Annotated in this window: 13 protein-coding genes and 2 pseudogenes; 6 read left to right on the top strand and 9 right to left on the bottom strand. The window is 67.5% G+C overall.

Annotated features, from left to right (window positions below):
* Positions 1–6: 6 nt before the first annotated feature.
* A complete protein-coding gene (locus ABZS66_RS38680) occupies positions 7–195 on the bottom strand; it encodes a hypothetical protein (RefSeq protein ID WP_354766707.1) in 189 nt (62 codons plus the stop codon).
* A 122-nt stretch (positions 196–317) separates the two neighbouring features.
* Here ABZS66_RS38680 and ABZS66_RS38675 point away from each other — a divergent pair, with 122 nt between their 5' ends.
* On the top strand, positions 318–530 hold the full coding sequence (locus ABZS66_RS38675; RefSeq protein ID WP_354766705.1) for a DUF2283 domain-containing protein: 213 nt from the start codon (positions 318–320) through the stop codon (positions 528–530).
* A gap of 236 nt (positions 531–766) precedes the next feature.
* On the opposite strand, the gene ABZS66_RS38670 is transcribed toward ABZS66_RS38675, so the two are convergent.
* Positions 767–982 (bottom strand): hypothetical protein, encoded by a 216-nt coding sequence (locus ABZS66_RS38670; RefSeq protein ID WP_354766704.1) that lies wholly within the window; start codon positions 980–982, stop codon positions 767–769.
* 844 nt (positions 983–1,826) lie between these two features.
* Here ABZS66_RS38670 and ABZS66_RS38665 point away from each other — a divergent pair.
* Positions 1,827–2,210: a hypothetical protein gene (locus ABZS66_RS38665; protein WP_354766702.1), complete on the top strand. Its 384-nt coding sequence runs from the start codon at positions 1,827–1,829 to the stop codon at positions 2,208–2,210.
* A gap of 122 nt (positions 2,211–2,332) precedes the next feature.
* Here the strand turns inward: ABZS66_RS38665 and ABZS66_RS38660 are convergent.
* Positions 2,333–2,668 (bottom strand): annotated as a pseudogene (locus tag ABZS66_RS38660) (tyrosine-type recombinase/integrase); the annotation flags it as partial.
* Between the two features lie 509 nt (positions 2,669–3,177).
* Between ABZS66_RS38660 and ABZS66_RS38655 the strand changes: the two are divergent.
* Entirely contained in the window at positions 3,178–3,462 is a 285-nt protein-coding gene (locus ABZS66_RS38655) for a hypothetical protein (protein ID WP_354766700.1), read from the top strand.
* Between the two features lie 388 nt (positions 3,463–3,850).
* On the opposite strand, the gene ABZS66_RS38650 is transcribed toward ABZS66_RS38655, so the two are convergent.
* Positions 3,851–4,027, bottom strand: coding sequence for a hypothetical protein (locus ABZS66_RS38650; protein WP_354766698.1), 177 nt, complete (start codon positions 4,025–4,027; stop codon positions 3,851–3,853).
* Between the two features lie 195 nt (positions 4,028–4,222).
* Positions 4,223–4,540 (bottom strand): hypothetical protein, encoded by a 318-nt coding sequence (locus tag ABZS66_RS38645; protein WP_354766696.1) that lies wholly within the window; start codon positions 4,538–4,540, stop codon positions 4,223–4,225.
* Between the two features lie 467 nt (positions 4,541–5,007).
* Between ABZS66_RS38645 and ABZS66_RS38640 the strand changes: the two are divergent.
* A pseudogene (locus ABZS66_RS38640) lies at positions 5,008–5,191 on the top strand (DDE-type integrase/transposase/recombinase); the annotation flags it as partial.
* A gap of 275 nt (positions 5,192–5,466) precedes the next feature.
* Here the strand turns inward: ABZS66_RS38640 and ABZS66_RS38635 are convergent.
* Entirely contained in the window at positions 5,467–7,701 is a 2,235-nt protein-coding gene (locus ABZS66_RS38635) for a hypothetical protein (protein ID WP_354766694.1), read from the bottom strand.
* Positions 7,702–7,735: 34 nt separating this feature from the next.
* The gene (locus tag ABZS66_RS38630; protein WP_354766692.1) at positions 7,736–7,924 is read right to left on the bottom strand and encodes a proprotein convertase P-domain-containing protein; all 189 of its coding nucleotides are present in this window, start codon (positions 7,922–7,924) and stop codon (positions 7,736–7,738) included.
* Here ABZS66_RS38630 and ABZS66_RS38625 point away from each other — a divergent pair.
* Positions 7,911–8,174 (top strand): transposase, encoded by a 264-nt coding sequence (locus tag ABZS66_RS38625; protein ID WP_354766690.1) that lies wholly within the window; start codon positions 7,911–7,913, stop codon positions 8,172–8,174. The genes ABZS66_RS38630 and ABZS66_RS38625 overlap by 14 nt on opposite strands.
* A 92-nt stretch (positions 8,175–8,266) precedes the next feature.
* Here the strand turns inward: ABZS66_RS38625 and ABZS66_RS38620 are convergent, their stop codons facing one another.
* Complete coding sequence (locus ABZS66_RS38620) at positions 8,267–11,098, bottom strand: BTAD domain-containing putative transcriptional regulator (RefSeq protein ID WP_354766688.1); 2,832 nt, start codon at positions 11,096–11,098, stop codon at positions 8,267–8,269.
* A gap of 497 nt (positions 11,099–11,595) precedes the next feature.
* On the opposite strand from ABZS66_RS38620, the gene ABZS66_RS38615 reads away from it, so the two are divergent.
* Positions 11,596–12,246 (top strand): RICIN domain-containing protein, encoded by a 651-nt coding sequence (locus ABZS66_RS38615; protein ID WP_354766686.1) that lies wholly within the window; start codon positions 11,596–11,598, stop codon positions 12,244–12,246.
* A gap of 814 nt (positions 12,247–13,060) precedes the next feature.
* Here ABZS66_RS38615 and ABZS66_RS38610 read toward each other — a convergent pair.
* On the bottom strand, positions 13,061–13,347 hold a 287-nt coding region (locus ABZS66_RS38610; protein ID WP_354766684.1), incomplete at its 5' end, for an Ig-like domain-containing protein.

Genomic DNA, 13,347 nt, shown 5'->3' with positions numbered 1-13,347 from the left:
GGGCGATCACCGAGCGTTGCGGCCTTGGGGTTGCCGCGGATCGTAGGCGCCCTCGAGGTACGCGATGAATCGCTCGGGATGTTGGACGTAGGTCGCGATCGTGCTGGGCCGGTGATTGCCGGCGGCGATGAGTTCTTGGTGGTACTTCGCTAGCTCAGCACGCAGCTGAGCGGCCGTCCATGTCCGCTCGGTCATGGCGACATACTGTCGTGTGGCGCCGATCTTGCAGGCAAGGACGCGCGGGCGCACACGGCGGCAGATCGGTGCGCCTGACGCTGCGGCAGGACGGTGCAGCGTGATCGAATGCCGTCATGCGGATGACGTACGACAGTGATGCGGACGCTGCCTACCTTGCCATCGAGGATGACATCGCGGACGGATCTGCCGTGGAGAACGTCGTCATCGAGCGGCCCGGCCGAGGCGACATCGTTCTGGACTTCGACGCCGACGGCCGTCTGCTGGGGGTTGAGGTCATCGGTGCCACGGGACTTCTTCGCCCGACTGCCGTCGCCGCAGCCACCCGGATCTAGCGTCGATGTTCGCCTGCCGGCGTAGGCCGGCAGAATGGATCATCGCGGGCGGGACGCTACGAGGGCGACGGCCTTGGGCACCTATGGGCGAGCAACCAGCGGCAAATCCGGGCGCCGAGATCGTCGATGTCGTGGGTCATGCCGGTCGGACTGCCACAACGACAGCGCGCCGGTCTTCGAGATGACCCCAGGGAGGCGTTGCCGGAGCGTGCCGACTTGCAGCGGCTGCTTATCCCTCAGTCAGATCTGTCACTGCCATGCCGCTTGCTCTTGCCTTCGATCTTGCGGCGATTGACGAGGCGGTCGGCAATGGCGTTGTAGAGGCGGCCCACCCAGAACGGGTCGCCGCCGCCCTCCAGGGAGTGGGTGCCGAGGAACTGCAGATTCGGGTCGGGGCCGCTGTGGTACTCGGCGTTGGTCTGGCCCGGGATGCGTTTGGGCTGTGCGCTCATCGGTCGTCACCTTTCCGTGCGCTCCGGCGACCGTGTCGGCCCCGTACCTGTATTTGACGCCCGGAACCGTTCGATGGATCCCCGCCTCGGCACTTCCTGAGGAAGTCTTGCCGGTCGTGGTCGCCGCGGTCGGTGCCGAGGTAGAGGCCTCGTCGAGGTTGCCAGGAGGGACGGGTGCGGCCTGCGCAACCCGACGATCATTCATTCACCAACTTCTTGGTCGCCGAGGTCGGGCGCGGCAACGCCGAAAGCCGCCTCGTCACTGTCGGCGGTATCCACCAGGACCCCAACGGCGCAAGATCACGTGCGCCCTCATCGGCTATGAGTGCGCAGTGGACCATTACCCGGAGGGCATTAGGTTGCTCGGTGGTCGCTCGGATGCTCGCTACCCAGCACGGACAGAGCCGGACGGTTCAGGAACTTCCGTCGTAGTTCTAGTTGCCGGCTACGGCCCTCTGGCGAGTGGAGCCCGCTGACCAGCGCGGAGGTGGCCGGACCACCCGGGACACGAGCCGCCTACCAAGGACTTTTCGTTGCTATGCTTGAACTTGAGCGATTTGATCGTCCACTTCGGACTTTAATCCGTTGGTTCAGGGTTCGAGTCCCTGGCGGCCCACAGTTTGCGCAGGTTAGAGTCGGTGCCGCAGGCGCCGGCTTTGCCGCTTCGGGCCCGGTACAGCAGCAAAGTACAGCAGTGAGCCATCCCGGATAACGACGGGAGACGTTGGGTAGTCGATCATGCGCGGTGCCGTGACACGCCGAACCCGCGAATGGCGGACAATCTTCACAGAAGAAGCACACGGCGTACCCGATGATCCACCAGTAACGCTCCTACCATGGGCCGATGGTTGACGACCCGGCCCGCCCGTCACGCCTGAGCGGTCTGTGGGCGTTCGCAGTGGGCGGCCTGCTCCTCGTGGTGTTGTTGGTGATCCTTCACCCGGCGACCAGTCAGAAGGACTGCTCGAACTACGGGGCAAACGGCAATGCGAGCGCGTTCTCGAACCCCAACGGCAATGCGAGCGCGTTCTCGAAACTCGACTGGGACATCTACCTTCCGCTGGTGACGGTCGGCTGGCTGGTACTCGTCATCATGGAGCAGGTTCTTCCGGTCACGTGGCGCAACCGCGGCCGCGTCGATGGCGCCGTCCGGGCAACAGCCGCAATTGGACTGTCGACGGTAGGGCTTTGCTGCTTCGTGCTTCCACTCGAGGTGGTTTGCCGCTGACCGGCCGATGGATTGCGCTCAGTCCTCGCTGCAGCTTTCGTTGCACCGCAACGAGTCCCAACGAGTCCGGGCGTGCCACCGTACGGCCGCACGATCGGCTACCCGTCGTTGCCCGGAATGGCTCAGTGGCCCTCAGCCAAGGCTGCACCGAGCCGCTTGAGCGCGTCGCGGGTCTTCTTGGACCCTACCTGCGTGTAGATCTCCATCGTGATCGAGAACTTGGCGTGCCGGAGGATCTGCATCGCCACCCGCGGGAGAACATCCAGGTCGGCCAGCAGCGAACCGCATGTCCGGCGGGCGTCCCGGACCGTGATCCGCGGAACGCCGGCGGTGTAGCAGCGCCGGTCCCAGTACCGGTTGAAGTTCCGCGGCTCGATCGGCCTCCCGAACCGGGTGGTGAACAGCAGTCGTAGCCCGTGCCACAGCGGACCGGCCTCCGCGCTGTCCCTCTCGGCGTCAAGTGCGCCTACGGCGCGGCCCGCACGCGGTCACCGGCCCGACGTACGAGCGGCGCCAGCGCTCCGCGCCGGCGCCGTAACCCCGCCCGGCCGGAGACCCACGCACGGGCCGCGCAGAGTGTTCTTGAGAGAACCCCGTCAGGTTGCGGCCGCCGATGGTCCCGCGGCATTTCAACCTCGGTCCGCCGGTCTACATGCCGCAGCTCCCGCGGACACCGGTCGCTTCGCTCCCTGCCGACTCCGCGTGTAATCACGCCTTTGCCTCCGGCGGTCCTCAGGGTCCCGGAGGGGCCGCCCTCCGGGCGCTTGAGCTGCCGTTTCGCAATGCGCAAGCGCGCTTCTACAGTCGCAAACCCCGATCGTGTGATCGGCGAATGGGATATCAGTAGCCGTAGACGTCCGCTGTCGTCAGCGATCGGGTCGACCCGTAGAGGCCGGGACGGTGCGATGAGCGATCATGGTCGTATGGATTTGCGCCCGACCATTCCATCGCCTACTGGGCGGCACCGATGAACAGCCGCGCGCGAGGGGCCGACTCGTCGGTCCGCTGGGTGCCGATTGCCGGGCTTACCGAACTTGCCCGCGCGCTGTTGGGCGAGCGGCGCGGTGACCGGGACGTCATTCCGGCACACGTCGGCGACCGTGTCACCGCCCTTGCGAAGCAATGGGCTGCGCACGGGTTCACCCCCGAGACGGTGCATCCCTGGGTGGATCTCGGGCCGGCGGCCGCTGCGCTGCTAGCTGCGCGGGGCATCAGCCCGGCAGCGTTGCAGCAGCACATCGTCGCCACATAGACGGGCAACACCAGCCTGTGGCGGGCCGTCGCGTCCGGCACACTGACCGCGGAAGAGGCCGTCGACCAACTCGATGCGGCGAGTCCACCCGTGCCGACCGCCGCCGCAGATCAACGCCAGCACAGACACCGTTCCGCGCCTGATGTTTCGTCGCCGCCGCCACAACCTTCGGCTTTCGCGGATCATGCGGGCGTAGGCGTCCTCGTCCGGGACACTGCTGCCCTGGGAGCCGACGACGTTGACGATCCGGGTGCTCGGCGCGTTGGTGGGGAGTATGTCGCCATGCATGCCGCAGAGGGTTTCGCCGTAGGTGCGTTCGTCGGGTTGCCGGGCGCTGTCGGGGCTTCGCCGGCGAAGGTGCCGACTTTGGCGTAGCCGCGCCAGACGTTCAGGCCTTCTGGTCGGCATCGATGAGTCCGTCGTCGTCAGAGTAGTGGCAGGCCGGTTCGCTAATGTGGGCGTATTGGTGCAGGATTCGCTTGGAGCCATCGATGAGGTCGTTCTCGATGACTCTGTCGACCACGTCGCACTTGCCGAAACCTCGCCCGCGCAGGACAGGCAGCATGCTCGGCGATGAGTTCGTGTCGGTTGTCGTGCACCGCGCATCGCGTCACGTTGGTTGAACCCTTCGGATGTGCGGTCGCCGGGCCGCCCAGCCTGGACGCTGCCGCGCGGCTGTGAGGTTGACCAGGATCTGCCAGGGCATCGCCCTAGACACGTTCGCCGATGCCGAGGCGGGCTTGGACCTTCCTGGGCGCGTTCAGCGGCGGCGCTCGCGCCGTAGTGACGCGGCATGTCGTCGGACGCCCAGCCGAGCAGCAGCATGAGGTCGCCCGTGTCGCCGCCGGCGAGTTTTCCACTCGTGGGCGTAGCTGTGCCGCCAGCGGTGCGCGTGCAGCGCTTGGACGCCGGCGGCGGCGCCGAGCCGCTTGAGGAGGATCTTGATGCCGTTCGGGCGGAGCGGGTTCAGGCCGCGTTCGGCGAGCCAGAGTTCCGTTGGCTCTACCACCCGTACGACGGGGGCGTCGACGTCATCCTGCCAACGCCGGCGGAACGCGACACACTCAAAGAACGCCACCAGACCTGGCTGTCAACGCACCCGTCTGGTCTATAAGCCACCATTACGGTTACGACGAGGACTTGACTCCCGGTCAAGGTGAGCTACTCGGGCCGATCTGGTCCCCAGGAAGCCGAAAAGGCCGACCCAAAGAAGTGGATCAGCCTTCTGACCTGCGTCGGGACGGCGGGATTTGAACCCACGACCCCTTGACCCCCAGTATCGCAACGATTCTGTTACGAGGTGCCGTCTCGTGCTCCTCAATGCCACTGACCTGGCGATTCGACCACTCCCCCATGCCGCCTCATGCTGCCAAGTGTTGACGTGTGACGCCGCAATCGATCTTCACGGTTACCACCGCCGTTACCACGAACAGTCAAGTGCTGACCGTGCCACATCATCCGCGAACAGCACCTCCAAGGCGATCCGAACTGACAGTCAACGCTCACCGCGATCGGATCGCAGGTCCGAGGCGGACGCCGTCGCCTCTCGGGCACGTCACGATCTTCCGGTGGGTGCAACACTGCACGCCGCTGCTCGTCGAGGCCACCCGGTTCTGTCGGCAATCACCTGGTGACAGGTGATTCGTCGACGAGACATAAGTCAAGGTCAACGATGTCCGGTGGTACGCGTACCGGGCCGTGGAGCAGGACGGGCAGGATCATCGACGTGCTCGAGTCCACCTGCCGGGACGCTCACTGCGGCGAACGGGCCGGAGCTGTGAGCCACTTCCGCGTCCGGGTCTGCCTGCCCGGCACCGTGACAGACATCGACGACGCCGTCTCCCGGGTGCTGGCACCGTACGACGAGAACATGGTCGTCGAGCCCTACCGCGTCTACGAGGCCGGCACCCCCGGAGGATCACTGGCTCATCGCACACATGCGCCACAGCGCCCAGCAGCACCGGACGACCCCTGGCCGCCGACCGGCGTCCGCCTCGCCATGCGTCAGCTGTTCGCGATGCGGATGTCGCGGAAGCTGACCGCCGCGCCCCACACCCGGATGGTGACACCGCCACATTCCGAGGCGCTGTCGTACCTCGTGACGGCACCGCCGTCGATCTGGATGCTGATCGACCGCCCGTCGGCGGCCACCCGGACATGATGGGGACGGTTGATGTCGGGTGCCGGAACCGGCGGCTTCTCGATCGCCCATGCCCCCCGGGGCAGCATCGCCGGACGGACGTAACTTCCCGCGGTCGCGAAGTCGGGCGACGCCTCGTGCTCGAACTGGATCGATGCACCCACCGGCTGATCACTCGACAGGGAGCTCCGCGGTGCAATCGCAAAACCGAAGTTTCCGGTGGCCTGCGGATCGACGAGCGAAGCGTCCAGTTCGACGGTCGTGCGGCAGCTCCGGCCGGGGAGGAAGATGCCCCACAGGGCGCTGTACCGGTCTGCGCCGAGCGGCGGGGACACGGTGATCGCCGATCCGTCGACCTTGGCGGAAACGTTGCCGCGGCTGCGACCGAACACCTGAAAGCTCTTTGGATCAACGGCACCGGGGGCGGCCCGTGTCGCGTTGAGCGTTGCCCGAGTGATGTCCACCTTGCCGCCGGTCAGCGTGAACAGTTGCATCGCGGCATTGCCGGTCGCCAGGCGCGGCAGATCCTGGACGTTGTCGATGAGCTCACCGGTGAGCACCTTGACTTTCTCCACCCGTGCCGTGGGGTCGAGCTCGTCCACTTCCCTGCCGATGGCGTACTCCGCGATCCCGGCCACGAAGTTGGGCCAGCACTTGAGGACGAGCTCCTTCACCGCGCTCCCGTACGACTTGTCCTTCAGTTCCTTCACCGCCGCAATGCCGCACTGGACGAGGTCGATGTAGGACCAGAGCGCCGTAGCGCCGTTTCCCACCGCGGCGCGGCGCTGGTCGCGAGCGGACTTCGAGTGCCATCCGGTGTCCGCTGCGAAGTCGGAGTTGTAGTACGGCTTTCCTGCCTTGTCCATACCTGCCTTCAGCTGTTCGACGAAGAGCCGCTCCTCCGCCCGCGCCGCCGCACGCAGCTCGGCGCTCTCGCCACGTGTAACCACCGTCGCGGCGATGACAACAGCCTTGACGGCGAGCGTGGTCGGATCGAGGACGCCGTCGAACGTGAGCCGGTCGCCGGCGTTGTCGGCCATGCGGATCGGGACCTCACCACCGCCCGGCACCACAGCCTTGTCCACGAGGCTCCAGCCCATGGCGACCAGTAGCTCCGCGGGGTCCGCATCCTCGGCCAGATCGAGCGCACCCGGCCCCGACACGCCCTTCGGTAGGCTGACGAGCATCGGGTACGGATACTGGTTGCCGATCTTCGCCGGCCACGCGTGGCCCTGCCCGTCCAGCGGCCCGGTGCAGCCCGTGAGCACCGGACCGACCGTCGTCCCGGCGCCGGTCCTGATGTCGGCGAACGTCCAGTCCGTACCGCTCGGGTCGCAGGCGGCGTTCTTGGCGGTGCCGCCGACGAGGGGCAGCAATGCGGAGGTGACCGCGCCGGCGAGCTTCTCCAGGTTGGGTTTGGCGCACTTGGCGCGCTTCTTGAGGCTGCCCCAGCCGAGCGACCCGAAGTCGGTGAACGGGTTCAGACAGGCAAGCATGCCCCTGGAGAAATGCGGCCAGCGTGCGGTGGCGACGCCGGCGGCCAGATCGACGGTGGTGTCGAGCATCCGCCACTCGTTGGGGCGGTCTTCGATCAGCATGACGATCTGCGCGGCGTCGACATCAGGGGCAAGGCCGTCGAACCGTGCCGACACCGTTCCACCGCTTGCCGAGCCCTGTGTGACCGCGACGTCGAACATCGGTGCGATCGGCTCGAGCACGTCAGGCACCGTCGGGCCGTCCTCGAAGACGTCGATCCGCACCCGGGTGCCGGGTCGCGCGTCCTCCTCGCCGAACGCGACCCGCACGGTGCCGTCGTCGCTGGTGACCGTGCCGCCGTGGGTACCTACCGCGGTGGAACCGCCACGTTGGTGCACGGCATACACGGCGTACGCCGACACCGCACCGGCAAGCACGACCACTGCAGCAACGCCAAGGATGATCTGGCGACGTCTGAGGATCACGCATTCAGGTTCGGCACGCTCCAGGCCGAATGCCAGATCCAATCGGACCTTGCAGCTGCCCGTTCGTCGGACCGCTCGACGCTCGCCGGTCTTGACAGCGGCCTGTCGTAGGAGGGCTTGCCGTACGAGCAGGGTCACCGTCGGGGGAAGGGTGCGGATCAATCGGCCCGGCTCAGACCGTCAGCGTCCAGGCGTTGACGAACCCGGAGTCCGCGGCGGACGCGTCCTGCAACCGCAGCCGCCAGGTCCCGTTGCGGCTCTCGCTCAACAGGTGGTGTTGGTACCGGTGCAGGTGGACGCAGTACGCCCAGGTTGAGCGTCCAGGTGTTGATGAACTGAGCTGCCCCGTGGGTGCGGACACCTTGGGACTGGGCTTGCGTCGAGAGGAAGGGGTGTCCCCGGTGGGGAGACCGTCGAAGTTCACGCCGGAGTTTCAGCGCGATGCGGTGGATCTGGTGTTGTCGTCCGGGCGGCCGGTTATTGAGGTCGCGCGGGAGCTTGGTGTTGGTAATGAGACGTTGCGGAGTTGGGTGAACCGGCGTCGTCACGGGCACGGCCGAGGTCTTCGGCCCCCACGGCGCCGAGAAGCTCGATCAGCGACCGCCGGGTGAGCGGTCACTGGGCCTCCAAGATTGCGACGGACACGGTCAAGGGGATCGAGCGGCGCGAGCATATCGACGCGCTGGGGGAACTGAGTGGCCGCCTACAGGTTGGCGAGGCGCTCGTCGAGCTCCGATGCCCGATGGTGTCCGTCGAACTCGTGGCAGAGTATCCGGGCCTGTCGGTACATGTCCCGCGCTGTGCCCGGATCGTCGCGGGCTGCGAACACGTCGCCCAGGCCGCTCAGCGGGCACACCATGTTGTAGCGGTGGCCGGCCCGCTCGAACAGTTCCAGCGATCGCCGGTAGTGCGCTTCCGCCTCATCGAGCCGGCCCAGCCGCAGATGGACCAGGCCGAGGCTGTCGAGGACGAACGCCGGGCCGTGGTTGTCGCCATACGACAGCTGCAGCGCGAGGGCCCGGTTGAGCGGGTCGAGCGCGTCGGCGGGCCGGCCGAGGTCGGCGAGTGTACTGCCGTAGGTGTTGAGGCTACGCGCCTCGTCGGCGGGGTCGCCGTGCTCGGCGCACAACTCCGCCTGGCGCCGCGCGTACTCCAGCGCCTCGGCGTGGCGGTGCGCGCGCGACATGGCGTGGGCGATGCTGCCGTACGCATGCGCCTCGGCGACGGGCAGGCCGGCGTCGCGGTAGATCGAGGCGGCGTGCGCGCCTGCGGCTTCGGCGGCGTCCGGGTCGCCGAGGTACGCCTGGGCCCACGCGATGCCGTCAAGAGCCAGCCCTTCGCCCAGCCGGTTCCCGTGCCGCTGCGCTGCCGTCACGGCGATGCGGTGCAGGGCGAGCCCGTCGCTCCAGCGTCCGGTGAGCTGCTGGAAGGCGCGCAGCCAGTGGGCGACGCGGGCGGGGTGCGCGGCCAGATCGGGCTCCGGGAGCTGCGTCGCCCGCGACACGCACGCCATGAGCGTGCGGTACTCGGCGGTGAACCACTCCATCGCCTGGTCCTTGCCAGTGAACGCCGCCACGAGGGCGCCGGGCGCGGGCGGGCCGAGCGATAGGGGCTGGCGGAACGCGTCGAGATGCCCGGCGGCGGCCGCGGTGCTGTGAAGGTAGTGCTCGAGCAGCCGGTGCAGGGCCGCGGACGTGGCCGAGCCGACGTTCTGCGTTCCGGCGAGCTCGGTGGCGTAGGCACGCAGCAGGTCGTGGAACGCGTAGCGACCCGAAACCGGCTCCATGAGCAGGCCGGCGCGGGTCAGCTCGGCCAGCATCGGACGGACCGCCGCCGCGGGGACCCCGGCCAGGCTGGCTGCGGCGAGCACGCCGATGTCCGAGCCCGGATGCCGGCCGAGGAGCCGGAACAGCCGCGCCGCTTCCGGGCCGAGCTCCCGGTACGACCACGAGAACACCGATCGCACGTCGGTCTTCGGGCTCTCACCGGCGAGGACGTCAAGCGCGCTGTCCTCGTCGCGGAGCTGCCCGGCGAGCATTGCGAGCGACAACCGCGGATTGGTCGCGGCGCGGGCCGCGACGATGCTGAGAGCGAGGGGCAGCTGCGCGCACCGGGTGACGATCTCGTCGACGGCGTCCGGCTCGGCGGCCACCCGGCCCTCGCCGAGCCGGTTGGCCAGCAACTGCCGCGCGTCAGCCAGATCGAGCACGTCCAGCATCAGCGGCTGTGCGCCGTCGAGCGCGACGAGATCGGCCATGCGGTTGCGACTGGTCACCAGCACGAGGCAGGACGGCGAGCCGGGCAGGAGCGCCCGGACCTGCTCGGCGTCCCGTCCATTGTCGAGCACGACGAGCATGCGCCGCCCGGCTATGTGGCTGCGGTACAGCGCGGTCTGCGCGTCGAGGCTGGTGGGGATGCGCCAGGCGGGTACGCCGAGCGCGTCGAGGAAACCGCGTACCGCCTTCGCCGGTTCGGTCGGTGTATCGTCCGGGTCGAAGCCGCGCAGGTTCACGTAGAGCTGCCCGTCGGGGAACTGCTCGGCGCGGCGGTGGGCCCAGTGCAGGGCCAGGGCGGTCTTGCCGACGCCGGCCGTGCCGGAGACCGCCGAGATGACGACCGCCGTCGGATGCGCGTCCGCGTTGTCGAAGACCGCGTCGAGGCGGGCGAGTTGATCGACGCGTCCGGCGAAGCCGTGTACGTCCAGCGGCAGCTGCGCGGGTACCGAAAGCGTCGCCGTCGCCCGGCCTGGTGCCGGCGCGGCCGCCGCCGGGTCGAGCAGCGCCCACGCGGCGTCGTCGTCCGCGGCGAGCACGGCCTGGTGCATCGCCCGCAGGCCCGGGCCGGGGCCCACGCCGAGCTGCTCGGCCAGGACGTCGCGGGCCTGCTCATAGGCCTCGATGGCGGCGGCCGGGTTGCCGGCGAACCAAGCTGCGGCCACGAGCAGCAACCAACCGCTCTCGCGCAGCGGTTCGGCCAGGACGTGGCGCCGCAGTCCGGCGATCGTGTCGGTGTCCGCGCCCAGGCGCAACTTCGCTCGAGCGAGCCGCTCCAGCACGTTCGGCTGGCGTTCGCCGAGCTCGGCCCGGACCGCGTCCAGCGCCGGTCCGATCCGCAGGCCCTCGAAGGCGTGGCCGCGCCAGGTCGCCAGGGCACGCTCCCAATGCTGCGCCGCGGCGACAGGATCACCCGCGTTCCAGGCGGCGTTGCCGCGCTCTTCGTGGCTCAGGAACTGCTGCAGATCGACTGACTCGGGCCGCGCGTCCAGCACGTATCCGACGGTACGTCGCTCCAGCGCGCACCCGGCATCGGCGAGGACCCGGCGCAGGCCGCTCAGGTAGCTGATCGCGTTCGGGGTCGCAGAGCTGGGTGCGTGGTGGGGCCACAGCTCGTCCACGACCCGGCTCACCGGCACCGGCCGGCCAGGGTGGAGCAGCAGCAGGGCTAGGACGGTGCGCTGCTTCGGGCCTCCAAGTTGGAGCGGGGTGTCGCGATAATGCGCCTCCACCGGGCCCAGTACCCGGAACTCGACGTCCACCAGCCTCCCCAGGCATGCGTTCGACGTTCATTTGTACCCGATCCCAAGGCCGTTCGTGGACCCGTCCGTGCCGGCCGGCCGGGCTATCGGATTTCTATCGGTGCCCGCCGTACAGTCCTCGCTCGGACACATCGACCCGAGGAACCCGATGGTGACGACCGGAGCACGACGCGGACTGAGAACACTCCTACCTGGAAGGATCAACGGGCCGTCTTCATGGAGATGCTGAGCAGGCGTGCCGCGCTGCACGCCGACCTCGACAACGGTCGGTCGCGCAATCGGCGTGATCGCATAGACGAAACGGGGAACGCTATGCCCAGCTCTTCACGCTGCATGACCCTGCTAATGCGGGTGTTTCAGGGTCGATCGAAACGTTGATACGCTAAGGCTTCCGTGAATGTCGGAGATCACGGAATATTGCGGTGGTGAAGTTTGACGCGACCCGCCGCAGCGGATTTCGTTGTGCACGAAGACAGGGAAGGAGAACAATGCCCAGAATGCGCAATCGCATTGCGGTGTTGCTGGCGGCGACGATGGCGACGGCTCTGCTCGTCGGCAGTGGCGTCGCTGCAGCCGCGACGGCCGCGCCTACGTCATTGAAGGGAGGCATGTCTGCGGCAAAGGGTGGTGGAGTGGCACGCCTGGCCGCCGAAGAGCCCAACGATTATGGACCGTATGTCATTGAGAATATGATCACGCACTACTGCGTCGACATTCCAGGATATGGCCCGGGTTACGTCAACGCGCCGGTCACCCAGTTCACGTGCAATTATTGGATGGACGACGACAACCAGTTCTTCTGGTTCAAGTATGTCCAGTCCGTGTACGTGCCTTCTCTTGGGTATGACCGCGATCTCTACACGATCCGGAACGTCGACGACGACCTGTGTCTGGATGTTTCGGGCTATGGTTGGGTTGCTCCTGGCGCGAAGGTCAGCGAGTATTACTGCAACCACAGCAATTCCGACAATCAGCTCTACTATGAAGTTTCCAAGTACGTCGCCGGAACGTATGTCGGCAGATGGTTCGTCAATTACAAGAGCGGCCTTTGCCTCGATGTGGAAGGTTATGCGAACGGCGGGCCCAACACCCGGCTCGGCCTGTACACATGTTCAATGAGCGACGACCACCTGTGGACGATTCGCTAACCTGCCATCGTCGTCAAGCGGGCCGGCCCCTCAACCGACGGGCCGGCCGCGCTCGGGAGTCTCATGCCCAGGGCGGCGACACTGGGCCTTCGCCGGTGGTGATCAGCCGCCCGAGACTCCCGTTGACGAAGAAGCTCCACCCGCAGGGCCTCGGCAAACTCGTGATGGGTCGCGACGGGACGGCGAGGAGATCTGACCAGCACAGCTCGGAACCGAGGGGCAGCGCATGTCCGATCGCGGGCAGAGTCACGGACCACACACTCGGTGGGCTGCTGCCGAAGGTCAATAGCCGATGCGGCAGTTGCGGTGGCCAGCTGGTCAGTACATGCTCACTGCCTCTTGTCATCGTCATCGTTCTCAGCGTTGCTCTCTTCTGCGCCGAGGTCACAGCGGTGTCATAGCGGCGTCGGGTCTCAGTGCATGGGTGACAGATCAGTCTCGGGACGTGGGTCACACGTCTGCCCGGACACGGGATGGCTGGGGCGGCGACAACACGGCGTCCAGTTCGAGCCTGACTCGACAATCGTCAGCGAGTAGGCGGGCGGCAGCATCGGGCCGGAGCCCGTTTAGTCGACCGTGCAGGTGTTGTCGGGCCGGTATAAGGTCGGGATCAGGCGGCCGTCTGCTGGTGTAGTGCGCTCAGGGTGACGGCCTGTCCGGTGAGGCACTCGAGTTGGCGGATCAGGTTGCGCGCACCACGTCCGATCGATGGCTCGACTTCGGTGGGTAGGACCGGTGGGTTTTGGACCCGACGGCTCAAGACCGGTGATGGTGGGCCGACGACGGGAGGTCGACGGCCCACCATGCCTGCTGACTACCGAACCTGCAGCTGCTGATGGACTGCCGCGTCGGGAGCGTAGGTCGGGTCACCGGAGTAGGCGACGTGGACCGGGTAGACCCCTGCTGACAGTCCGGTGGTCGGCAGTGTGATGACGGCCGCGCCGCCGGTCAGCGGAACCACCTTCGTGGTGCCGCCGAAGGTGACGGCGATCTCGCCGGTCACCGCGGGAGCCTTCCTGTGCTGGGACTGCGCCCTCACATCGACGTTCAGCGTGAAGGTGCCACCACCGGCGATCGACGCGGGTGCGGCCTGCGCCTTGA

Source organism: Dactylosporangium sp. NPDC005572 (assembly GCF_040605515.1).
Classification (GTDB): Bacteria; Actinomycetota; Actinomycetes; order Mycobacteriales; family Micromonosporaceae; genus Dactylosporangium.
Note: the sequence above shows the minus strand (reverse complement) of the source record. Positions and strands in the feature narration are given on the sequence as shown.